The organism is Exiguobacterium sp. SH4S7 (genome assembly GCF_004336795.1).
Lineage (GTDB): Bacteria > Bacillota > Bacilli > Exiguobacteriales > Exiguobacteriaceae > Exiguobacterium > Exiguobacterium aurantiacum_A.
Map to the genome: position 1 here is coordinate 647,979 of NZ_SJUT01000001.1, position 21,152 is coordinate 669,130.

24 protein-coding genes are annotated in these 21,152 nt (G+C 53.7%); 19 read left to right on the forward strand and 5 right to left on the reverse strand.

Translation table 11 applies throughout. From position 1 onward, the window contains the following. Positions 1 to 32 precede the first annotated feature (32 nt). The 6 genes from EVJ29_RS03215 (at position 33) to EVJ29_RS03240 (ending at position 4,083) form a co-directional block, all read left to right on the forward strand. Positions 33 to 374 carry a DUF952 domain-containing protein gene (locus EVJ29_RS03215; protein WP_131490368.1) on the forward strand — a complete coding sequence of 114 codons (342 nt, stop codon included), beginning with the start codon at positions 33 to 35 and terminating at the stop codon, positions 372 to 374. Positions 375 to 679: 305 nt separating this feature from the next. Continuing rightward, positions 680 to 1,348: a transporter substrate-binding domain-containing protein gene (locus EVJ29_RS03220; RefSeq protein WP_236633368.1), complete on the forward strand. Its 669-nt coding sequence runs from the start codon at positions 680 to 682 to the stop codon at positions 1,346 to 1,348. 56 nt (positions 1,349 to 1,404) lie between these two features. Next, complete coding sequence (locus EVJ29_RS03225; RefSeq protein WP_201738347.1) at positions 1,405 to 2,064, forward strand: amino acid ABC transporter permease; 660 nt, start codon at positions 1,405 to 1,407, stop codon at positions 2,062 to 2,064. Continuing rightward, positions 2,061 to 2,783 (forward strand): amino acid ABC transporter ATP-binding protein, encoded by a 723-nt coding sequence (locus tag EVJ29_RS03230; protein WP_070327076.1) that lies wholly within the window; start codon positions 2,061 to 2,063, stop codon positions 2,781 to 2,783. The genes EVJ29_RS03225 and EVJ29_RS03230 overlap by 4 nt, the downstream gene beginning before the upstream one ends. A gap of 38 nt (positions 2,784 to 2,821) precedes the next feature. Continuing rightward, the gene (locus EVJ29_RS03235) at positions 2,822 to 3,496 is read left to right on the forward strand and encodes a metal-dependent hydrolase (protein ID WP_131463710.1); all 675 of its coding nucleotides are present in this window, start codon (positions 2,822 to 2,824) and stop codon (positions 3,494 to 3,496) included. After that, positions 3,496 to 4,083, forward strand: a complete 588-nt coding sequence (locus EVJ29_RS03240) for an HD domain-containing protein (protein WP_131463708.1) — start codon at positions 3,496 to 3,498, stop codon at positions 4,081 to 4,083. The genes EVJ29_RS03235 and EVJ29_RS03240 overlap by 1 nt, the downstream gene beginning before the upstream one ends. Before the next feature lie 33 nt (positions 4,084 to 4,116). On the opposite strand, the gene fadH is transcribed toward EVJ29_RS03240, so the two are convergent. Further along, positions 4,117 to 4,887 carry a 2,4-dienoyl-CoA reductase gene (gene fadH / locus EVJ29_RS03245; RefSeq protein WP_201738976.1) on the reverse strand — a complete coding sequence of 257 codons (771 nt, stop codon included), beginning with the start codon at positions 4,885 to 4,887 and terminating at the stop codon, positions 4,117 to 4,119. Positions 4,888 to 4,977: 90 nt separating this feature from the next. Then, a complete protein-coding gene (locus EVJ29_RS03250; protein WP_236633383.1) occupies positions 4,978 to 6,060 on the reverse strand; it encodes an N-acetylglucosaminidase in 1,083 nt (360 codons plus the stop codon). Positions 6,061 to 6,127: 67 nt separating this feature from the next. On the opposite strand from EVJ29_RS03250, the gene EVJ29_RS03255 reads away from it, so the two are divergent. Together EVJ29_RS03255 and EVJ29_RS03260 are read left to right on the forward strand one after the other, a co-directional pair. After that, positions 6,128 to 7,126, forward strand: a complete 999-nt coding sequence (locus EVJ29_RS03255) for an aromatic acid exporter family protein (RefSeq protein ID WP_131490366.1) — start codon at positions 6,128 to 6,130, stop codon at positions 7,124 to 7,126. A gap of 171 nt (positions 7,127 to 7,297) precedes the next feature. Further along, positions 7,298 to 8,428, forward strand: coding sequence for a M20/M25/M40 family metallo-hydrolase (locus EVJ29_RS03260; protein ID WP_131463704.1), 1,131 nt, complete (start codon positions 7,298 to 7,300; stop codon positions 8,426 to 8,428). Positions 8,429 to 8,473: 45 nt separating this feature from the next. Here EVJ29_RS03260 and EVJ29_RS15445 read toward each other — a convergent pair whose 3' ends face one another. Beyond that, a complete protein-coding gene (locus EVJ29_RS15445) occupies positions 8,474 to 8,647 on the reverse strand; it encodes a hypothetical protein (RefSeq protein ID WP_167615642.1) in 174 nt (57 codons plus the stop codon). Positions 8,648 to 8,721: 74 nt separating this feature from the next. Here EVJ29_RS15445 and rnz point away from each other — a divergent pair, with 74 nt between their 5' ends. From rnz to EVJ29_RS03295, 7 genes are read left to right on the forward strand one after another with little or no spacing between them, the layout of a single operon-like run. Continuing rightward, the gene (gene rnz, locus EVJ29_RS03265) at positions 8,722 to 9,627 is read left to right on the forward strand and encodes a ribonuclease Z (protein ID WP_131458475.1); all 906 of its coding nucleotides are present in this window, start codon (positions 8,722 to 8,724) and stop codon (positions 9,625 to 9,627) included. Position 9,628: 1 nt separating this feature from the next. Continuing rightward, positions 9,629 to 10,519, forward strand: a complete 891-nt coding sequence (locus EVJ29_RS03270; RefSeq protein ID WP_131490365.1) for a hypothetical protein — start codon at positions 9,629 to 9,631, stop codon at positions 10,517 to 10,519. Positions 10,520 to 10,533: 14 nt separating this feature from the next. Then, on the forward strand, positions 10,534 to 10,929 hold the full coding sequence (locus tag EVJ29_RS03275; RefSeq protein WP_233589555.1) for a DUF4430 domain-containing protein: 396 nt from the start codon (positions 10,534 to 10,536) through the stop codon (positions 10,927 to 10,929). After that, complete coding sequence (locus tag EVJ29_RS03280; RefSeq protein WP_131490364.1) at positions 10,907 to 11,584, forward strand: hypothetical protein; 678 nt, start codon at positions 10,907 to 10,909, stop codon at positions 11,582 to 11,584. Before EVJ29_RS03275 ends, EVJ29_RS03280 begins: the two co-directional genes overlap by 23 nt. Next, entirely contained in the window at positions 11,544 to 12,506 is a 963-nt protein-coding gene (locus tag EVJ29_RS03285) for an ATP-binding cassette domain-containing protein (RefSeq protein ID WP_131504714.1), read from the forward strand. Before EVJ29_RS03280 ends, EVJ29_RS03285 begins: the two co-directional genes overlap by 41 nt. Continuing rightward, the gene (locus EVJ29_RS03290) at positions 12,479 to 13,024 is read left to right on the forward strand and encodes a hypothetical protein (protein ID WP_131439815.1); all 546 of its coding nucleotides are present in this window, start codon (positions 12,479 to 12,481) and stop codon (positions 13,022 to 13,024) included. The genes EVJ29_RS03285 and EVJ29_RS03290 overlap by 28 nt, the downstream gene beginning before the upstream one ends. Positions 13,025 to 13,041: 17 nt before the next feature. Continuing rightward, positions 13,042 to 13,383 carry a hypothetical protein gene (locus EVJ29_RS03295; protein ID WP_236633369.1) on the forward strand — a complete coding sequence of 114 codons (342 nt, stop codon included), beginning with the start codon at positions 13,042 to 13,044 and terminating at the stop codon, positions 13,381 to 13,383. Positions 13,384 to 13,442: 59 nt separating this feature from the next. Here EVJ29_RS03295 and EVJ29_RS03300 read toward each other — a convergent pair whose 3' ends face one another. Further along, positions 13,443 to 14,240, reverse strand: a complete 798-nt coding sequence (locus EVJ29_RS03300) for an SDR family NAD(P)-dependent oxidoreductase (RefSeq protein WP_070327908.1) — start codon at positions 14,238 to 14,240, stop codon at positions 13,443 to 13,445. 145 nt (positions 14,241 to 14,385) lie between these two features. Between EVJ29_RS03300 and EVJ29_RS03305 the strand changes: the two genes are divergently transcribed. From EVJ29_RS03305 to EVJ29_RS03315, 3 genes are all read left to right on the forward strand, one after another. Beyond that, entirely contained in the window at positions 14,386 to 15,288 is a 903-nt protein-coding gene (locus tag EVJ29_RS03305; RefSeq protein ID WP_131504715.1) for a peptidase U32 family protein, read from the forward strand. A gap of 10 nt (positions 15,289 to 15,298) precedes the next feature. Then, positions 15,299 to 16,552: a peptidase U32 family protein gene (locus tag EVJ29_RS03310; protein ID WP_070327090.1), complete on the forward strand. Its 1,254-nt coding sequence runs from the start codon at positions 15,299 to 15,301 to the stop codon at positions 16,550 to 16,552. Between the two features lie 81 nt (positions 16,553 to 16,633). Beyond that, complete coding sequence (locus tag EVJ29_RS03315) at positions 16,634 to 18,016, forward strand: MATE family efflux transporter (protein ID WP_131504716.1); 1,383 nt, start codon at positions 16,634 to 16,636, stop codon at positions 18,014 to 18,016. On the opposite strand, the gene EVJ29_RS03320 is transcribed toward EVJ29_RS03315, so the two are convergent. Continuing rightward, a complete protein-coding gene (locus EVJ29_RS03320; RefSeq protein WP_236633371.1) occupies positions 18,011 to 18,880 on the reverse strand; it encodes a DMT family transporter in 870 nt (289 codons plus the stop codon). The two genes, EVJ29_RS03315 and EVJ29_RS03320, sit on opposite strands and share 6 nt — an antisense overlap. Before the next feature lie 127 nt (positions 18,881 to 19,007). Between EVJ29_RS03320 and EVJ29_RS03325 the strand changes: the two genes are divergently transcribed. Beyond that, complete coding sequence (locus EVJ29_RS03325) at positions 19,008 to 21,134, forward strand: DNA topoisomerase III (protein WP_131504717.1); 2,127 nt, start codon at positions 19,008 to 19,010, stop codon at positions 21,132 to 21,134. Positions 21,135 to 21,152: the final 18 nt, after the last annotated feature.

Genomic DNA, 21,152 nt, shown 5'->3' on the forward strand with positions numbered 1-21,152 from the left:
TTTGCGCTTTTCCTTAAGAAGGGATCGATCGAATGGAACCAGTCGTTAAAATCATGAGTGAGGCGGAATATGCGATCGCCTTGTCGCGAGGTGAGATCAACGAAGAATCGCTCCAAACAGAAGGGTACGTTCGTTGCTGCACCCCGCAACAGATCAGTAAAGTCGCGAGGCGTCACTATCACGGGGAGCGGGTCGTGCTCGTCTCGTTCCATATTAAGCGCCTTGGTAGCTTGCTCCACTACGAGCTAGATGAGGACGGAGATCGCTATCCGCACGTATATAGCGCCATCCCGATCACGTCGGTGAAACGGGTGCAACCTTATGGGTCGACAGATAACGGTACGGTCACGTATTTCGCTTACGAGCGGATGTGACCGTAATTTTTTTGATTTTTATGCATGAATATACTTTACAATTAATAATTATGTGTATATAGTGGTTGAAGACAAGTCAGACATATGAAGAGCGAAAGAACTATTGAGACAGAAAAACAAATATGTCATAATTTTGTTAAAGTTCTGACAATTCCATCTTGTTGAAAAGGGGAAAATGAACATGAAAAAAAAGTTTTCTAGCATTATGTATCGCAGCACTGGCTGCATTTTCGGTCGCCTGTGGCGCCGACGTCAATGAAGGCGGGTCATCGTCGACGAATGAGGAAGACGACAAAGTCCTCGTCATGGGGACGAGCGCGGATTACTTCCCTTATGAGTTCGTCGATACGGCGAGCGGTGACGAGATCGTCGGATTCGATATCGACATCGCCAAACAAGTGGCCGACAACATGGGCTATGAATTGAAAATAGAAGATATGGACTTCGGTAGCTTGCTCGGGGCCTTGAACGCCGGACGCGTCGATTTCGTCATGGCGGGCATGACGCCGACTGAAGAGCGGAAAGAGAACGCCGACTTCACAGATATTTACTTCACGGCGAAAAACTTGATTCTATCAAAAGGCGACGCGATTCAAACGCTTGAAGACCTAGACGGGAAACAAGTCGGCGTCCAGCTCGGTTCGATCCAAGAAGGGATTGCCAAAGACCAGATCCCCGGCGCGGAAATCGTCGCCTTGAACAAGATCCCTGAGATCATTCAAGAGATCAAGACAGGCCGCATCGACGCAATGGTCATCGAAGACACGGTCGCGAAGAAGTACCTCGACCAAGACAGCGAGCTAGCGACGTTTGAAATCGTTGACGAAGAAGAAGCCGGCTCGGCCGCGGCTTTCCGTAAAGACGATGAGCTCCGCGATCAGTTCAACGAAGAGTTGAACAAATTGATCGAATCAGGAGAAATCGAGAAGTTAGCTCAAAAATGGTTCGAAGAAGAGGCAGCACCAGCTGAATAATTATGGATTAAGGCTGACTGAAAACATCAGTCAGCCTTTTTTAGGAGGAACTTATAATGGATTTTAGTCGGATTTATGATTCTATGCCGTACATTCTTGAAGGGATCCCGGTCATGTTCCAAGTCGTGCTCGTCTCGGCGCTGTTCGGGATCACGTTCGGTGTCGTCGTGGCCACGTTCAAGATTGTGCCGAACCGTCTCGTCAACTTCATCGGACACGCCTACACGGCCGTGTTCCGGGGAACACCGCTCATCTTGCAACTCGCCATCATCCACTTCGGCTTGCCGCAGTTGACGGGCTTTATCACGACACCTTATCAATCGGCCGTCATCGCCTTCTCGCTCAACTCGGCGGCGTACATCTCGGAGATCATTCGGGCCGGGATTCAAGCGGTCGACAAAGGCCAGTGGGAAGCGTCTGACGCACTCGGTGTCCCTTATGTCAAACAGCTGCGCTCGATCATCTTGCCGCAGGCGTTTAAAAACATCTTGCCTGCACTCGTCAACGAGATGATCACGCTCACGAAAGAGTCGGCACTCGTCTCGACGGTCGGCGTCCTCGATATTATGCGCCGGGCCCAAATCGTCGGAGGACAGAAGGCGATCTACTTCGAACCGCTCCTGTTCGCCGGTGTGATATACTTTACGATAGTAATGGTGTTGACATACTTTGGTCAACGTCTTGAAAAACGGTTAAGAAAGAGTGATGGCAGATGATACAAGTAAAGGATTTATACAAACAGTTCGGTGACCTTGAAGTGTTGAAAGGGATTACGACTTCGATTGAAAAAGGAGAAGTCGTCGCTGTCATCGGTCCGTCGGGTTCCGGTAAGTCGACGTTCTTACGTTGCTTGAACATGCTCGAAGTGCCGACAAGCGGAACGGTCAGCGTCGCCGGATACGAGTTGACGAAAAAAGGGGCCAACGTCTCGAAGGCACGGCAAAATATCGGGATGGTGTTCCAACAGTTCAACTTGTTTCCGCATATGAACGTGCTCGACAACTTGACGTACGCACCGATCAACGTGTTGAAAGTCAGCAAGGCTGAAGCGATCGAACGAGCGAAGACGTTGCTCGAGCGTGTCGGATTATCGGAGAAGATCGATGCTTATCCGAGTCAGTTGTCAGGCGGACAAAAACAACGTGTCGCGATCGCCCGGGCGCTTGCCATGGAGCCGAACGTCATGCTGTTTGACGAGCCGACGTCGGCGCTCGACCCGGAGATGGTCAATGAAGTGCTCGACGTCATGAAAGGACTCGCCGATTCAGGGATGACGATGGTCGTCGTCACGCACGAGATGGGCTTTGCCCGTGAAGTGGCTGACCGTGTCCTGTTCCTTGATGAAGGCATCTTGATGGAGGAAGGCAAACCGGCCGACCTGCTCCTCAACCCGCAGACGGACCGAGCCAAACGGTTCTTAGAAAAAGTCTTGTGATGACACGTTCCATCTGACACCAGAAAGGGAGGATTCGAATGAAGATCACTTACTATGGCCATGCGACAGTCCAGCTCGATATCGACGGAATGAGCGTCTTGATCGATCCGTTTTTGACGAGTAACCCGCATACAGACGTCGACCCGGCGACATTGACAGCCGACTACATCTTGTTGACGCATGCGCATTTTGATCATATCGAGGACGTCGAACTGATCGCGAAAGAAACGGGCGCGACGATCGTCGCGACACATGAACTCGCGACCTATTACGAGAAAAAAGGCTATTCGGTCCACGGCATGAACATCGGGGGCGGGTATTCCTTCCCGTTCGGCCGTGTGACGATGACGCAGGCGTTCCACAGCTCGAGCCTTGACATGGGCGACGTCCCGGTCTATATGGGGATGCCGGGGGGCTTCATCATCGAGACGAACTCGCTGACGCTTTACCATGCGGGTGATACGGCATTGTTCTCGGACATGAAACTGTACGGTGAACGGTTCGAGATCGACGTCGCCTTCCTGCCGATTGGGGACAACTTCACGATGGGGCCGGTTGACGCGCTCGATGCCGCCCATTGGCTGCAGGCGAAACGAATCGTCCCGATTCATTTCGATACGTTCCCACCGATCAAACAAGATGCACGTGCCTTCTGTGACCAGTTACATCAGCGCGGTCTGTTGATCGAACCGAACACGACGATCGAGATTTGATGGCGCGTCAAGCGATTCAAGCGACCGAACGCTTCGTGACGAAGCTTCATACCGGGGATCATACCGGGCATGACATGAGTCATCTCGAACGGGTGCGTCGGCTCGCCGAACATCTCGCTGAAGGGATGGCGGTCGACCCGCTCGTCGTCACACTCGCGGCGCTGCTTCATGACGTCGAGGACGCGAAACTCGGTCGAGCCAAAGGGCTCGTCCGGCATCATCTCGAGACGATCGCCCTCAGTACAAGCCAGACGGATCACATACTCGCCGTCATCGCGGAGACGTCGTTCTCGCAAGGCAGACTGCCGACGACGCTCGAGAGTGCGATCATTCAAGACGCAGACCGGCTCGATGCGGTCGGTGCGATCGGCATCGCCAGGACGTTCCAGTATGCCGGATCACGTGGCACACCGCTCTATGATCCGGCCGACCCGTCGAGCGCCATCGCGCATTTTAGTGACAAACTGCTCTTGCTCGCAGACGGGATGCATACGGACCGGGCGAAAGCGATCGCCCGCGACCGTCACGCGTTCATGACGTCTTTCTTGAAGCAGTTCGAGGCGGAATGGGTTGGCGAAGATATGTAAAACGGCCGAGGAGGGATCCTCGGCCGTTTGGCGTTAAAATGGATGTTTATTGAGCCAATGCCCGCCGTCGAGCGAGATGCATTCACCGTTCAAGTAACGCATCTCATCCGACGTCATCCAGAAAGCGAGGTCAGCGATCTCTTCCGGTGTCCCGAAGCGGCCGAGCGGGACGTTGCGGCGGATGCGCTCGACTTCTTTGACGTGGACGGCGAGTTTGTCGGCCCCGCCAGTCCGTTCGATCGGTCCCGGGCTGATCGCATTCACGCGGGCCCCGAACTGATAGCCCCATTCGACGGCGAGCGTCCGGGTCAAATTCAGTACGCCTGCTTTAGCGGCGGCGCTTGGTGCGACACCAGCACCTGCCTGCCACGCGTACGACGCGACCATGTTGATGATCGAACCGTCACGGAGTTGTTCGCGCTCCCAGTGCTTTCCGAGGACGTGCGTACAGTTGAACGTGCCGTTCAAAACGATGTCGATGACACTCGTCCAACCGTTCGGTGTCAAATCGAGCATCGGGCAGACGAAATTGCCGGCGGCGTTATTGACGAGCGCATGCACCGGACCGAATCGTTCGACAATCTGATCGAGCGCTTGGGCGCACGCCTCGTAATCGCGGACGTCGTGTTGGACGGGTAACGCTTGACCCGCACCGATCGCCTCGAGTTCACCCATCGTTTCTTGCAGGCGCTCTTCGTTACGGCCGCTGATGGCAACGTTCCAGCCTTCGCTTTTAAATTTTAGCGCCATCGCTTTCCCCATGCCGGACGAACCGCCGGTAATCCAAATCGTTTTCAAATGAATCTCCCCCTTTGAATGAATGGTCGTTCATTTTTAGTATTCGGGTTTGACTCTAGGGATTCCTGCAAAAAAAAAGCGACGGCCGTTTGGCCGTCACTGGAGCTGTTCCAAATAGTTTAATCCGAGCTTGCGGTCGATGCGATACATCGTCCCGGCGACTTTCTCGCCCCAATACGGGTCCGAGGCGTAGAAGACGTTGACACCTTCTTGCTTGTTGCCGGGGAACGGGCCGCGGTCGTACGATCCGGTCACATACTTCTCGGCGAACAAGCGGGCCGCAGCATCGACACTCGCCTCGATTGAAGCGAACGTCGAGGCGTTGCCGCTCGGGTCGTCATCTGTCGCTTTGAACCCGAAGAGATTATTTTTATCGCGGGCGATCGCGGACGTCCCGTATCCCGACTCGTGACCGGCGACGGCGAGTAAGAACAGGGCGTTAATACCGAACTCGGCTTCGGCGTCCTTGAAGGCATCACCTTTTCCGGTGAGCGGACTGTCACCGAGCGTGGCGAGAAATTGATCGAGTTCGCGGGCCGAGTACGGCGATTTGGACTGAATCGAGGCGAATTGGTACGGTGAATCGAAGACGTCCCGGACGTTTTCGGTATAAAACCGGTCCGACGTTTCCTGCGGGGCGGGTCCGACCAAAAACGTCCCAGCCAAGTTCCCGTTCGCTTCAACGGTATGGAGCACTTGTCCGTCCCGCATCTCGTAATAGCCGCGTTTCTCGACGACGGCGTCCGGGTATAGCGTCATGTCGGCCAGCGGTACGTACACGTCGGCACCGGAGATGGTGACTCGCAAATGGTCAGAACCCTTTCCGACGAGCCTAAGCCGGGTGCCGCCGGCGACGTACGACTGCCGCTCCTTGAACGCGGCATCTTTATACAGGTTCGTGACCCGGTCAGTCGGCGTGACGGCGATGCCGGTGCCGGTAAAGTCGATGACTTCGCCGGACGGGCCAAGCAAGGCGCGATTGCCGCCGCGTTCCATATAGGTGCGGGCTTCAGCGAGCGACTCGAAGTGACGGGACGAGACGTCACCATCTGCGAACGTCTCGACGGTGTACGTCCCGTTGCCTCGCTCTTGTAACCAAAGAAAGCCGAAGATGGCAAGTGCTAAGCTGAGCAGGGCGGGCAAGAGCCGGCGTCGTTGTTTTTTCTTCAATAGGATCACTTCCAAACTTGAGGATTGCCAAACAGAGAAAACTAGTAAACAATTTTGTATGAGAGGAGGGAATGATATGAAAATTGGTACACGTACGTTAAAGACGGCGGTCGCGGCTGGGATCGCGATGCTCATCGCTGAGACGATCCATCTCGATTATTACGTCTTCGCGGCCATCATCGCCATCCTCAGTATCCAAGAGACGCGCAAGAAGTCATTTCGGGCCTCATATGAACGTGTCATGGCAAGCTTGCTCGCCATCGGGATGGGCGCGTTGATGTTCACGCTGCTCGGCTATTCGCCGGCGACGCTTACACTTTATTTTGTCATGTTCATCCCGCTCGTTCAACAGCTCAAACTGCAGGACGGCATGATCACGAGTGTCGTCATCTTGACCCATCTGTACACCGAAGGACGGTTCTCACTCGACTTGTTCTTGAACGAACTCCTGTTGATCGCGATCGGGGTTGGCGTCGGACTCGTCGTCAACATGTATATGCCGACGCTCGATAAAGACATCGAGCGCATTAAAGAGAGTATCAATCGGGCGCTCGCGGTCCACTTCTATGACGTCGCAGCCTGTGTCGAGACCGGTGTGTACAATAACCATTCGATGATGCTGTTGAAGACGCGTGACTATTTAAAGAACGGGAAAGACTTGGCCCTCCGCCGGATGGGAAACTCGATCGGGAAGCGCAACGAAGACATGGACTATCTATACTTCCGGATGCGCGAGCGCCAGTACGACATTTTGAAGCGGATTGCTGATAATGCGCGGGAGATCACGATGGTCGTCAATGAGGCGAAACCCGTCGCCACATTTTTACGCCGCGTCGGCGACAACGTCAACGAGCAGGCTGACGCCTCGGCGTTTCTTCGCGAGCTCGAGGAAATCATCGACCATTATCGAAAAAACGTACCTCTCCCCACATCGCGTGAGGAATTTGAGGTACGCTCGTCGCTGCTCAATATTTTGTCAGATGTGAAGAGTTACTTGATCTTGAAAGAACGGTACATTCTCCTGTTACAGGAACATGGCCATCCCCGACAAAAACGTGCTAAGCAAGAAGATTGATACGATGACGACGACGCCGATTTGAATGATGCGTTGTCGTTTTTGTTGTTTTTTTCTCATGAGGATCCTCCAAAACGTGTTTGACCTCATTGTACAGAATGGAAAAGGTTCGTGCAAACGACATGAGTTTGTTATAATAACCAAGAAATGTTTGGATGGAGGGATGTTTTTATGGTAAACGAGACACGTGTGCTGGACACATTTTTACAGTTGGTCAGCATCGATTCAGAGACAAAAGAAGAAGCGGTCATCTGTGAGCATTTAAAGTCGGTCTTCACAGAACTCGGATGTGACGTCTACGAAGACGACGCATCGACAAAAACTGCGCATTCAGGAAACAATCTTATCGTCACGTTGGCTGCGACGAAACAGGGCGTTGACCCGATTTACTTCACGGCCCACATGGATACGGTCACACCAGGTAAAGGCATCAAAACGAGTATTAAAGACGGTTATATCGTCACAGACGGGACGACGATTCTCGGTGCCGACGACAAGACGGGGCTTACAGCGATGATCGAACTCGTTCGGGTCTTGAAAGAGGAGGCAATTCCACACGGTCAGATCCAGTTCGTCATCACGGTCGGTGAAGAATCGGGTCTCGTCGGTGCGAAAGTGCTCGACCTCTCGAAAATCGATGCGAAATTCGGTTTCGCCCTCGACTCGGACGGACCGGTCGGCGATATTATCGTGGCAGCTCCAACCCAAGCAAAAGTGAACGCGAAAATTTACGGGAAGACGGCCCACGCCGGTGTCGCCCCAGAAAAAGGCGTCTCGGCGATTCAAATCGCAGCAAAAGCGATCGCAAAAATGAAGCTCGGCCGGATCGATGAAGAGACGACGGCTAACATCGGACGCTTCGAAGGCGGACGCGCGACGAATATCGTCTGTGATTACGTCGAAGTGCTCGCCGAGGCCCGTTCGCTTATCCACGATAAGATGGAAGCGCAAGCTGAAGCGATGAAGCAAGCGTATATCGAAGTTGCTGAGACGCACGGTGGTCGTGCTGAAGTCGAGATTGACATCATGTACCCGGGCTTCAAGTTCGAAGAAGGCGACGAGGTCGTCGAAGTGGCGAAGTCAGCGGCGACAGCGATTGGACGTCCGATTCGTATCCTTCATTCGGGCGGGGGCTCAGATGCGAACGTGATCGCCGGTGGAGGCATTCCGACGGTTAACCTTGCTGTCGGGTATGAAGAAATCCATACGACGAACGAACGCATGCCACTCGTCGAACTGTATAAGTTAATTGAACTCGTTGTTGAAATTGTCGAGCAAGTCGCAACACGGGAAACAAACTAAAAAAAGAGCCGACGCTAAGTCGGCTCTTCCTATGTGTTCGTGTGTTTATGCGGCGAACTCCAACGATTCTAAGACGAGTTCGTCTGAGCAGTGAAGTTCGGTCGCTATGTCGTGAATTCGGATCGAGGTGCCTGCATCTTGTTGGTGTTTGCGATTCATTGAAGTCGCTCGTTCCCGAATCACTTCATACAAAGCATCGGAATGTTCAACTTTATTCATCACGGATCACATCCTTTTCAACGAGTGACTCAAGTATAGCATGGATTAGGCTAGCAGAAAGGACAAATATATTTATGAAGTTACATTTTTTAGGAACTGGTTCAGGCATGCCTTCGAAACAACGGAACGTTTCCGGGCTCGCACTTACATTGCCTAAACAGACGTGGCTGATCGATTGCGGGGAGGCGACCCAGCACCAGATTCTCCATACCACGATCAAACCGCGAAAAGTATCGGCTGTTTGGATCACGCATCTACACGGGGACCATGTCTTCGGGTTGCCAGGTTTCTTATCGACGCGTTCCGCCCTCGACGGAAAGGATCCGCTCACGCTGTACGGGCCGCGTGGCATCAAGCAATGGCTCGAGCTGACGTTGAAACTGACCGGTTCATATTTAGGCTATGACCTGACGATTGTCGAATATGAGGACGGGGACACGTTCGAGCAAGACGGTCACCTCGTCACGGTGCGGAAGCTCGCGCATCGCTTTCCATCTTACGGGTTTCGCATCGAGGCACCGGCGCGTCCGGGGACGCTCCTCGTCGACAAAGTGAGAGCACTCGGTATTCCGAGCGGTCCAGTCTATCGGACAATCAAACAAGCAGACACGTTTGAATTTGCAGGGAAAACATACGCGTCTAAAGAATATGTCACAGAATCGGTCCGTGGAGCGATCGTCGCCATCTTAGGGGATACGACTCCGTGCGAGAATGCATTCGTGCTCGCACAAGCTGCCGACGTTCTTGTCCACGAGGCGACGTTTATGCAAGGGGAGTCAAAACTTGCGAGACAGTATGGTCACTCGACGACGGTCGAAGCCGCAAGGCTCGCGAACGAGGCGGGAGCGGGCCGGTTGATCGTCACCCATATCTCGGCCCGCTACCAAGGCCGGGAAGCAGAATTTGAGGCCGAGGTCGTGTCTGGGTTTGCGGATAGCCATGTGGCAACCGACTTTTCCGAGTTTATAGTGGGGGATTGATGTGACAATACAACTATACGTTTGGCTAGGTTTCATCGTCATCAGCCTGTTGCTAGGTGTAAGATTGAATCAGTTGAAAGAGCCAGAACCGAACTTTTTCGCCAAGTTCTTATTCTACTCGTTGCTCGGAATCGTTTCGTTTCCGATCGGCGGGTTTCATATCCCAATCGGATTTTTGATGTCATTCTTGTTCTTTCCAAAACGAAACAGCCGGTATAAATGGTACGGGGCACTCGTCGGCTTCTTCTTCTTCATCGTTTTACTGTTCGTACCTTTGTTCGACCAATCCGAATTCCGGGCCGAATCTCAACAAATCGGGCCGGTGTCGGTGCAAGACGAGTCGTTCGACCGGATGACAGATACGATTTTACGCCGGATCAACGGCGAGGTGATCAAGCTCGATCGTAGCAAGATAGTCGTCGACCGGGACGGTGAACTGCAGTCACTCGAGTATTTGCTCATGGTCGAACGCAGCAGCTCGTTCCAGCAAATCCGCATCAACTATGACGACTCAGGGGAACTTGAATATCGTCAAGTCGATGAGATGAACAAAAGTTCCGGTCGAGCCTTTTTCGAGAAGCTCGTTGACTTCGAACACGTGATCGAAGCCGTACGGGGGACAGCGTGGGAAGACTTTGCCAAACAAGTCGAGGCACCGCTCTTGCAGCTCTCATTTGACGGACTGTACGACATGTACACGTTCGAGAACGAAGCGATGCTCATGATCAACCGGGACGGACGAATCGTCAAATTCTGGCTCCAGCGCGAACCCGTGCTCGCCAACAGTATTCAATTGACCGGTTTGACCCGTGAAGGCAGAACGACAGGCGAAAAATATACGATTCTTTACAACTACTCCATCCACCAACGAGAGGATTTGACGGATCAATGAAAAAATTGCTCATCATGGGTATGATGATACCTTTATTGGCAGCTTGTGCTGGAGAAGAGACATCGAACGGACAAAGTGAGTCTTGTGACGTCGAACCGACAATTTCCGTTTACGACGCGTCGACAGAAGAGACGTTGTACCATGAGAAAAGTGTCTGCCTAGAGGATGGGTCGACGGTGCTCGATGCCCTCAAGGCGACAGAATTGCCGATTGATTCGGTCGGAAGCGGGGAGATGACCTACGTCACGGCAATCGACGGGATTCAAGAAAAATCGGCCGGTCAGTCATCTGGTTGGGTGTACGCCTTTAACGGCAGCCCTGGCGATGAAGGGGCGGCTGCAAAAGAAGTCGAGTCCACCGATATTATCCAATGGCGGTTTGAAGAAGATGCGATTTCTTTCTTCGAATGAGGCGGATTGGGAGCGTAGACATGCTGTCACGCTCCTTTTCTTTCTACTCGTCCATCTGTACGTCTTGATCCATGTGAACGGTTCGTTAAGTCTGCTCGCCGGGCTGGTCTTGTTGTTACTGTTGGAGCGGCGCTTTCCCGTCGCGATGCTCGGTCTGCTTGTCGCGTTCGCGCTGATCTCGCTCGCACCGATTTTGCTCCAGTGGGACGTCTCCATCCGTGCGCTCAGCGACCAAATTGTCCGCTTGGCGACGTTTTTATTCGGAATGGTTTGGGCGAGCCGTTTCATGCGATTAGAACGGCTATTGCCGCTCTTGCGACGCTTTCCGCAATCGACCCGGTTGCTGTACGGTGCTTGGGCGCTCGTCCCGTCGATGGAACGGGCCATCCGTTTGTCGCTCCGCAGTCACCAGCGACAAGATTGGCGAGAAGCGATCGTCGTCGGGATTGACAGCCAGCGCCGTGAACCCGTTTACGCGTTGCCGCGCCTACGTTCATTCCAAGGCGATGATCTCGTTCATCTGTTCATCCTGTTTATTTGCTTTGTGGCGGCGCTTAAGTGGTCACCACTCATCTGGTTGCTTTACCCGTATTTGACGAAAGGAGGGGTGCGAGATGCGTTGGTTATCCTCAGAGCACGGACGTCAGCAAATTGAGGAGTGGGTCGCTTCAGAGCGGGCCCATATCGTCAATCTCGATGACCCGCTCGCCGGTTCGGTCGCCTCACTGCTCGCCGGTGATGATGCGATGCGCGGCGCCGAACTGGCAGCTCTCTTGCAAATCGATCATCTGTCCAAAAAACGATTTGATGAATGCTCGAGCGGAGAACAACAACTCGTTCGAATCGCTCACGTGCTCGGCGAAAATCCCGATGCGCTCGTTCTCATCGAGCCGTTCCGTTATCTCGATCGATTCCGAAGCGAACACTTGTCGATGCTGCTTCGGCGGCTAGGACAGCTCGGGATTAGCGTCGCTTATACGGACCGGTCGCGTGAAGGCGGTGCAACACATGCGTTTACGGTCGTAAAGTCGTCTAGTGAAGCATCGATTAACGTCAAAGACGTTTCCTATCGTCATCCGTTGCAACCCACCTACGCGGTCGAACACGTGTCGTACCGGTCTGACGGACCAGGGTTAACGGTGTGCATCGGGACGAACGGCAGTGGCAAGTCGACACTCCTAGAACTGATGGCGAAGAGTCTGCGTCCGCTATACGGGAAAGTGAAGTTATCAGAGCGGCCGCTCTATCTTCCGGCAGACCCCGAGTACGGACCGTTCCCAAAATCGTTGAATCGACGGGTCGAACAGTTGCAGGCGGTACTCGCGTCCACGTCGTCACTCATCGTCCTCGACGAGCCGACGGTCGGACTGTCGGAGAACGAACGCGACGCCTTCGTTGCGGCAATCGTACAAAAAGCCGAGACGGCGCGTGTTTTATGTGCGACCCACGATGAACGCTTGATTGCGGCGGCAGGTCATGTCTTATGTATGGCGAGCGGAGCGGTCGTGTTTGACGGCACGCGCGAACAGTACGTGGATCGGAGTACGTTATGGTCACTTACGTCCTCGCCCTCATAACCGCGTTCGCACTTTTGTCGAAGTTTGAGCGGACGAAGTCACCTATTTCTGTATTGACGCAGCTTCTTGCGCTCGCCGTCATCGGACGGTGGCTTTTCATGGCCATACCGAACGTGCAACCGACGACCGCATTATTGATGCTGACCGCGCTCTATTTTGGATGGACGAGTGCAGGCATGCTCGCTTTATTCGTCCCGATTTTATCTGGACTTTTACTCGGGCTCGGTCCGTTCGTTTTGTATCAGTTTCTCGGTTGGCTGCTCGTGATCACGCTCGTTTACTTGTTACGACCGATCTTGTTACGGTCGCGCATGTTACTTTGGTCAATCGGGCTCGGCTCTGGTTTTTTATTCGGCTGGACGGCGAACTTGTCGTTCGCGGAAGTGATTGGAGCCGACTTTATCAAATTGCTCATCCTTAGCTTGCCGTTCGATTTGGCGCATGGAATCGCAAACGTCTTCTTTTTGATCGTCCTACATGATTTATTCGTTCGCATATTTGTCCGAGAAGACGGGTAAACATGAGTACTACTCGAGTGAGGTGGTTGAGCATGGGCGGATACGTCAATATGTATGAGATCGGTTTGTTCCTCTTCATCGGACTATTGTTTATGGCCGTCAATATCTTCTTGATGTCGCGTCGGCTCATTCGGACACGATACGCGATGTTGAGCATCCTCGCTTCTAGTGTCTGGCCGGCACTGATGACCGTCTTGTCCGTTCAAAACGTCAATCTTCTCGAGGAGCTACGAGCCCGAACGGTCACACTTGAAGCCGTGTTCGCCTGGTCTCTCGTCGTCACGACGGCGCTCATGACGGTGATACCAGCTTTTATCTTTATTCGACGTCTGATTCAGCTGTCACGCCATGGCGACTGATTCCTCAACCTAAAAAAGCAGAGCGACTCAAACGTTTGAGTCGCTCTGTTTTTTTAGGTTCAAGATGTTGGGAGCTGTTCGACCGAGGCATCTGTCGGTTTTTGGAATCGACGTAAAATTTCGAGACTGACCGCTCGCGGCATAATTTTCGCGAGTCCGACGAGCGCTTGGTTCGACAAACCTGGGATGATGACCCGTTTATTTTTCATGACGCCCTTATAACCGAAGAAAGCGACGAGATGAGACGGCATTTTCGATACCATCATTTCACTGCCGGCCCGGTTAAAGAAACCGGTGTCGGTCGGACCCGGGCAAAGGACGCTGACGTTTACGCCTGTGCCTTTCGTCTCGGCATGGAGCGCTTCTGTAAGTGATAAGACGTACGCTTTCGTCGCGTAATAGACGGCCATATACGGTCCCGGCTGGAATGCGGCGACAGAGGCGACGTTTAAGACATAGCCGTGATTGCGGGCGACCATGTCAGGCAAGTACGCTTTCGTCAATTCGGTCAAGGCGTTGACGTTCAACCGGACCTCTTCGGCCTCGGTTTCCGCATCGAGCTCGATAAACTCGCCGGCCGTACCGAAACCAGCGTTATTGATTAAAAAATCGACCGTGAGCCCGGCGTCGTCAATCGCGTTCGTCAACCGTTTCACGGCATTGTGTTCAGATAGGTCGAGTGCGAATACGTGCACGTTAATCGTGTATCGTTTTTCAAGCACTTTTTTGAGTTCATGTAACCGTGGCTCGCTACGAGCTACGAGAATACAGTCAAATCCATCTCGGGCCGCTAAGACGGCGAGATCTAGGCCGATGCCAGTCGAGGCACCGGTAATCAAGGCTGTTTTTGTCAAAATCGTCCACTCCTTCAATTAAAAAGTCATACATTGTTACTGATTTCTTCACCAGTTGTTAAATTCCTGCTTCGTCGACACGCTTGAACGTGTGCTAAAGTATATCAAGAATATGTGATTAGACTCACAAAGTCAGGAGAAAAAACAGATGATGATTCAGCTAGTTACTACAGCACAAAGCGTCGAACAAGCAGAGGCGCTGATCATGGCGGGGACAGACCGTCTATATATCGGAGAGTCGACGTTTGGTTTACGCCATAAAGGTGACTGGTCGCTTCCTGCTGTGAGAGAAGTCACAGCGCTCGCCCATCGTTACGGCAAAGAAGTGACGGTTGCCGTCAACAATTTGATGCATAACGATCAAATCGAGGCGTTGCCGGATTATTTACACGCGCTCAAGCAAATCGGGATCGACAGTGTGACGGCGGGCGATCCAGGTGCCGTCCGCTTGATCCGTAATGCCAATATCCCCTATTGGTACGATGCTCAAACGCTCGTCACGTCGGCGCGACACATTCAATTTTGGGGTAAGCGCGACGCCATCGGGGCGGTCGCGGCCCGTGAAGTGACACTGACCGAACTTGGGATGATTCAACAGCAGATCGGGCTCCCCGTCGAGGTTCAAGTGTACGGACCAACATGTATCCATCACTCGAAACGACCGCTATTGACGAACTATTTCAATGAGATCGGTCGGTCGAGAGGAGACGCGGAAGCGCGCGAGTACTATATGAGCGAACCGTCTGATGCGGACAGTCGCTATCCCGTCTACCAAGACGACAATGGGACGCACGTCTTCTCCGAAGATTTGACGCTCATGGGTCAATTGCCGGTGCTCTTAAAAGGCGGACTGCATACGTGGAAACTCGAAGGATGGCATGCCGGGGACGCGTTCGTCGACATCGTCCGTCTGTTCGACAAAGCCCGGTCCGATTTGTTGAATGGCCAGTTCGACCGCACGCTCATGGAACGGCGTCTCGCCGAACTCCAACCTGAACAATTCCGGCTTGGGACCGGACTGCTGTTACGAAATCCAGAAGAGATCAAGTGAGGGAATCAAGATGAAAAAACGTCCAGAACTACTAGCTCCGGCAGGAAACTTAGAAAAATTAAAGATGGCGATTCTTTACGGGGCCGATGCGGTCTTTATCGGTGGTCAACAGTTCGGGCTCCGCTCGCGGGCCGGCAACTTCGGATACGAGGAGATGACTGAAGGCGTCGCATTCGCGCACGAGCGCGGGGCGAAAGTGTATGTCGCCGCGAACATGGTGACCCATGAAGGGGATATCGATGGCGCGGGCGATTTCTTCTGTCGACTCCGTGACATCGGCATCGACGCCGTCATCGTCTCGGACCCGGCCATGATCGAGGTCTGTCTAACGGACGCGCCCGGTCTTCCAGTCCATTTGTCGACCCAGGCGTCGGCGACGAACTACGAGACGCTCCGTTTTTGGCAAGAGGAAGGGCTAGAGCGAATCGTCCTCGCCCGTGAAGTATCGATGGAAGAGATCAAAGAGATGAAGCGTCAAGTCGACGTCGAGATCGAGGCGTTCGTCCATGGCGCGATGTGTATCTCCTACTCGGGACGTTGCACGCTGTCGAACCATATGGCGCTCCGCGATGCGAACCGCGGCGGCTGTGCCCAGTCGTGCCGCTGGAAATACGGCTTCTTCGAGGCGGATGAGTTGTTGACAGACGACATGGCAGCGCGCGATGAGGAACCGTTCTCGATGAGTTCGGTCGATCTTGCGATGGTCCGGCACATACCCGATTTGGTCGATGCCGGCGTCGATAGCTTGAAAGTCGAGGGACGGATGAAGTCGATCCATTACGTGGCGACCGTCTGTAACGTCTATCGTCAAGTCATCGATGCCTACTGCGCGGATCCTGAAGGATTCGTCTTCGACCCAGCATGGGAAGAAGAGATTTGGAAAGCGGCGCAACGGGAGCTCGCGAGCGGGTTCTATTACGGCATCCCGACCGAGAAAGAGCAACTGTTCGGCAAACCGCGTTCCATCCCGCAATATGCGTTCGCAGCGCGCGTCATCTCGTATGAAGCGTCGACAGGCATGGCGACGCTCGAGCAGCGTAACCATTTCCGCCGCGGAGAAGAAGTCGAATTCTTTGGCCCCGGGTTCGTCCGCTTCACGCAACGGATCGACGAGTTATTCGATGAGACCGGGATGCCGCTCGAGACGGCGAACCAGGCGATGATGACGGTACGCGTCAAAGTCGACCAACCTGTCGCGACCGACTTCATCATGCGAAAACGAAAAGTGGCAGCAGTGAAAGTTCCCGCTTCGAGTGCCCGTTGACACATCCGTCAAGGCAACATAGTCGACCGTTCCATCCAATCTTGCTACCCTATTAACATATACGAAAAAGGGGATGGAAGGATGAATCAGAACACGGAGCAACTCCGGACCGATCCGATCGGACGCCTGCTGTTCAAGCTGTCGCTGCCGGCGATGATCGGTATGCTGGTGACGGCGCTCTATAATATAATTGACACGATTTTCGTCTCGCGTGGCATCGGCCCTGCTGCCGTGGCCGCGATCGGGATCGCGTTCCCGATTCAAATGATTCTAATGGCCGTCTCGAGTGCGGTCGGTCTCGGTGGGGCCTCGATCAGTTCGCGGAAACTCGGCAAAGGAGATGACGCCGGTGCCGCCGTCACGTTCATGAACGTGCTCGTGCTCGTAGGCGTGTTCGCCGCGTTCGCGGTCAGTTCGGCCATCTTCATGCTCGACTCGATCTTGACCGTGTTCGGAGCGACGTCGGAGATCATGGAATTGAGTCGTCAATACTTATCGGTCACGCTGATCAGTTCGCCGTTCTTCATGTTCACGCTCGCGGCGAGCGCGATGGTGCGGGCCGAAGGACAGGCACCTTATCAGATGAAAGTGATGCTCACGACCGTCGTCGTCAACTTGGTGACGACGCCGCTGTTCATCTTCACGTTCGGATGGGGTATTTACGGGGCGGCCTGGTCGACGGCGCTCGCTCAAGTCGTCGGGTCGGTGCTCATGTTACGCTTCTTCTTCGCAAAAAATCGCCGGACCGAGCTCGACTTCCAATGGCGGAAGTTTCGGCTGCGGTTCGGCGAGTTGAAGGAGATTATGGCAATCGGGTCATCCTCGTTCGTCATGATGGTGTCGCAATCGATCTTGTTCGTCTTCGTCAACATCATGCTCGGGACGTATGGGGGGACCCAAGAATTGGCCACGTTCGCCATTTTGAATAAGTTCATGGCGCTCGTCGGGATGCCGATCATGGGCATCGTCCAAGGCATGCAACCGATAGTCGGCTATAACTTCGGGGCGCGACAGTTCGAGCGGATGCGCGAGACGATTTGGACGGCGCTACGGGCCGGAATCGCGATTGCGGTCTTCATCTGGCTGACGCTCCAGCTGTTCCCGGAACCGCTCATGCGCATGTTCACGTCCGACGCGAACTTGATTGCTGGCGGGGTGACGGCGATTCATGTCCTGTTCGCTGTCTCGTTTTTAACGAGCGTCCAAATGCTTGTCAACGGCATCTATCAATCACTCGGGAAAGCCCGGGTCGCGATGTTCTTGTCGTTGTCTCGACAGACGCTCTTTACGATTCCGCTCGTGTTTATCTTACCGAACTTCTTCGGTGTGTTCGGTGTTTGGCTCGCCTTCCCGATCGCCGACGGCTTGACCTTCCTGACAGCGGTCGGCATGGCGGTATGGGACCGCAAGCTATTGTTCCGTCCGTCTGAAGAAGAGGCAGAAGCGAAAGTGACCAACTTATGAAACGACGTCCGTTCTTGTAGAGCGGGCGTCTTCTTTTAGGAACAAGTAGATTCCGCCGAGCAAGACGGCCGCGCCGATCCATTGCATCACGCCGAGCCGTTCCTCGAAGAAGACGAATCCGAACAACATGCCCCAGAGCGCTTCACCGAGGATGGTGATGCTGACGACGGTCGCGCTGACACGAGCGAGGGCGTAGTTGAACAAGTTATGTCCTAAAATCGTTGGGAAGAAGGCAAGGGCAAGGAAATACCACCAGTTGACAGATTCGAAGGCGGTAAAAGTCGTCCCCCGGAAGAGGAGCATGAAGCAGAGAACGACCGTGGCGACGAAATAGACGCTGAACGAGTATGTATTCGTGTTCATTTCGGCACGGACGTGTTGGCCGACGAGCCAATAGCCGGCGATGAGCAGAGCGGCGACTAAGGCGAGTAGGTCCCCAAACAGAGCTTCACGTCCGAGTTGAAGGTCACCTGCCGCGACGAGCATTCCGCCCAAAACAGCGATGAGCGCGAAAGCCAACCCTTTTCGTGTCGGATGCTTTTTAAAAAAGAGTGCATTTCCAATCAAGACGAAAATCGGGCTCGACGTCACGAACAATGTCGAACTCGCGACGGTCGTATAGTCAAGCGATAGAAACCAAAGCCAAAAATGAAACGCGAGCAGTGTCCCGCTGAGCAACAAGGCGTATCGCGTCATAAGGCGTGTCCCAATGAGTGACTTGAAGTCAACAAATGGCAGTAGCATCACACACGTAATCAGCATGCGGTAAAATGCGGCCGTCTCCGCCGGAGCGGACGTCCATTTGACGAACAAGACGCTCGTCGACAGGAAAAAGACGGCGGCAAATAAAATTAAATAAGACAACAGGCATCCCCCTTTGGTTTTGTACATATTCCTCTAATGATATAATGAAACATACGAGAAAAAACATTCTTTTTCGAAAGTGTCGTTCCGACGAGATCGTCCGAACGACAACGAAAGTAGGGATCACATGAGATTAATCATTGCGGAGAAACCGTCGCAGGCACAAAAGCTGGCGGCACCGTATCCATCAAAAAAGAGAAAAGACGAGATTGAAATCGCGGCATGCCCTCGTTTCCCGGAAGGTGCCATCGTCGTCTGGGCAGTCGGGCACTTATGTGAACTCCAAGAGCCGTCCCACTACCGTCCGGAGTGGAAATCTTGGAAATATGAATCACTTCCGATTGTCCCAGATCGGTTCGACTATCGCATCTCGAAGGGCAAGTCGAAGCCGTTCCAGACAATCAAAAAATGGCTCCACGACCGCTCGATCACGGACGTCATCATCGCTTCTGACGCCGAGCGGGAAGGAGAGGCGATCGTTCGTCTCATCTTGCGCCTTGCCGGCAACAAAAAACCGCTCGAGCGCTTATGGATCTCGAGTTTGACCGAGCAGGCGGTCGATCGCGGTTTCGCCCAGCTGTTGCCTGGTGACCAGACGATTCCGTATTACCATGAGGCGATGAGCCGCGCCTGTGCCGACTGGCTCGTCGGCATGAACGCATCGCGCGCGTATACGACGCTGTTAAAGACGATCGGGATTGAAGACGTATTCTCGCTCGGACGCGTCCAGACGCCGACGCTCGCCTTGATCGTCAATCGGGAGCGTGAAATCAAACAGTTCGTCCCGGAGCTTTATTTCGAGGTCGAAGCGACGCTCCAAAAAGGACGGGGCACGTTCAAAGCGAAATATACGCTCGGCAAGACGACGAAGTTGAAGACGCGTGAACAAGCCGAAGCGGTCGTCAACCGAGCGACCGGGACGGCGATCGTAAAATCAATCGATAAAGAAGAGAAAGTGGAACACCCTCCGTTCTGGTTCAGTCTGTCGGGTCTCCAAGCTGAGGCCGGCAAACGCTTTGGTTTCGGGGCGAAGAAGACGCTCGATATCGCCCAGAAGCTGTACACGAAAGGGTGGATCAGTTATCCACGGACCGATTCCAGTTTCGTGACGCCGGACGAGGCAACGCTGTTCCCCCAAACGAAAGCACGGCTGTTGAAGTCTGCGGCATATGCTGGACTCGCTGACGTGTTGACCGAGAACCCGTCCCGGAACAGCCGCTACGTCAACGCGAAAAAAGTGAGCGATCACTATGCGATCATTCCGACCGAAGCGTGCGGCGATGTGGGTCGACTTAGCGGGGATGAGGCGAAGCTGTATGACTTGATCAACCGCCGCTTTCTCGCAGCGTTCGCCCCCCCGGCCAAACTCGAGAAGACGACCGTCGACCTCATGGACGGGGAAGACTTATACCGGGCAAAAGGGACGGTCGTTGTCAGCCCCGGGTACCGTCAAGTCGTCGAGATGAAGTCAAAAGACGTCGAGCTTCCGGTGCTGACAACCGGTGAGCCGTTGACTGAAAAGAAAGTCGAAGTGTTATCGAAACAGACCGATCCTCCAAAACGGTATACGGAAGGCGCGCTCATCATGGCGATGAAAGTCGCCGGGAAACAGCTCGACGACGAGGAACTGATCCATATCATGAAAGAAGTCGAGGGGCTCGGCACGGAAGCGACTCGGGCGAACATAATCGACGGCTTGAAGAAGCGGGGTTATGTTGAACTTCAAAAGAAAGAGCTCGTCCCGACCGATAAAGGCCGTCTGTTAATCGATGTGCTCGGCGACAGCATTCTCGCCTCGCCGGCCATGACCGCGAAATGGGAGAAGCGGCTCCATGAGATCGGACAGGCGTCTGCGTCTGCGGCCGAATTCATCGACCAGGCGAAAAAGATGTCGATTCATCTCGTCGAAGAAGCCAAAGCGAGAGTCGCGGCGGCGAATCCGGAAGGCTATACGATTGAACCGAGACGATTCGGGAAGAAATCTGCCTCGCGGCCAAAAGCGTCGTTTGGCGTCTGTCCGAGCTGTGGAAAAGGACTCGTCGAGCATCCGAAGTTCATCGGGTGCAGCGGGTATCGTGAGGGCTGCAAGTTTACGATGTCGAAACAAGTGCTCGGCGTCGGACTCGCGAAAGATGAACTGAAACAGATGATCAACGGCGGGCAGTCAAATGTTCATGCGTTCAAAAAAGGCGACAAGACGTTTGATGCCACGCTCTATCTTGAAAAAGGGGCGCTCCGTTTCGAATTCAAATAAAAATAGAGCCATCCGTCG

Bases quoted from the DNA above. Each gene is read 5' to 3' on its own strand.
- EVJ29_RS03240 (WP_131463708.1), top strand. From the start codon at position 3,496: ATGGCGCGTCAAGCGATTCAAGCGACCGAACGCTTCGTGACGAAGCTT.
- rnz (WP_131458475.1), top strand. From the start codon at position 8,722: ATGAAGTTACATTTTTTAGGAACTGGTTCAGGCATGCCTTCGAAACAA.
- EVJ29_RS03255 (WP_131490366.1), top strand. From the start codon at position 6,128: ATGAAAATTGGTACACGTACGTTAAAGACGGCGGTCGCGGCTGGGATC.
- EVJ29_RS03280 (WP_131490364.1), top strand. From the start codon at position 10,907: ATGCGATTTCTTTCTTCGAATGAGGCGGATTGGGAGCGTAGACATGCT.
- EVJ29_RS03290 (WP_131439815.1), top strand. From the start codon at position 12,479: ATGGTCACTTACGTCCTCGCCCTCATAACCGCGTTCGCACTTTTGTCG.
- EVJ29_RS03215 (WP_131490368.1), top strand. From the start codon at position 33: ATGGAACCAGTCGTTAAAATCATGAGTGAGGCGGAATATGCGATCGCC.
- EVJ29_RS03305 (WP_131504715.1), top strand. From the start codon at position 14,386: ATGATGATTCAGCTAGTTACTACAGCACAAAGCGTCGAACAAGCAGAG.
- EVJ29_RS03310 (WP_070327090.1), top strand. From the start codon at position 15,299: ATGAAAAAACGTCCAGAACTACTAGCTCCGGCAGGAAACTTAGAAAAA.
- EVJ29_RS03325 (WP_131504717.1), top strand. From the start codon at position 19,008: ATGAGATTAATCATTGCGGAGAAACCGTCGCAGGCACAAAAGCTGGCG.
- EVJ29_RS03225 (WP_201738347.1), top strand. From the start codon at position 1,405: ATGGATTTTAGTCGGATTTATGATTCTATGCCGTACATTCTTGAAGGG.
- EVJ29_RS03260 (WP_131463704.1), top strand. From the start codon at position 7,298: ATGGTAAACGAGACACGTGTGCTGGACACATTTTTACAGTTGGTCAGC.
- EVJ29_RS03230 (WP_070327076.1), top strand. From the start codon at position 2,061: ATGATACAAGTAAAGGATTTATACAAACAGTTCGGTGACCTTGAAGTG.
- EVJ29_RS03220 (WP_236633368.1), top strand. From the start codon at position 680: ATGGGGACGAGCGCGGATTACTTCCCTTATGAGTTCGTCGATACGGCG.
- EVJ29_RS15445 (WP_167615642.1), bottom strand. From the start codon at position 8,647: ATGAATAAAGTTGAACATTCCGATGCTTTGTATGAAGTGATTCGGGAA.
- EVJ29_RS03315 (WP_131504716.1), top strand. From the start codon at position 16,634: ATGAATCAGAACACGGAGCAACTCCGGACCGATCCGATCGGACGCCTG.
- EVJ29_RS03285 (WP_131504714.1), top strand. From the start codon at position 11,544: ATGCGTTGGTTATCCTCAGAGCACGGACGTCAGCAAATTGAGGAGTGG.
- EVJ29_RS03275 (WP_233589555.1), top strand. From the start codon at position 10,534: ATGGGTATGATGATACCTTTATTGGCAGCTTGTGCTGGAGAAGAGACA.
- EVJ29_RS03235 (WP_131463710.1), top strand. From the start codon at position 2,822: ATGAAGATCACTTACTATGGCCATGCGACAGTCCAGCTCGATATCGAC.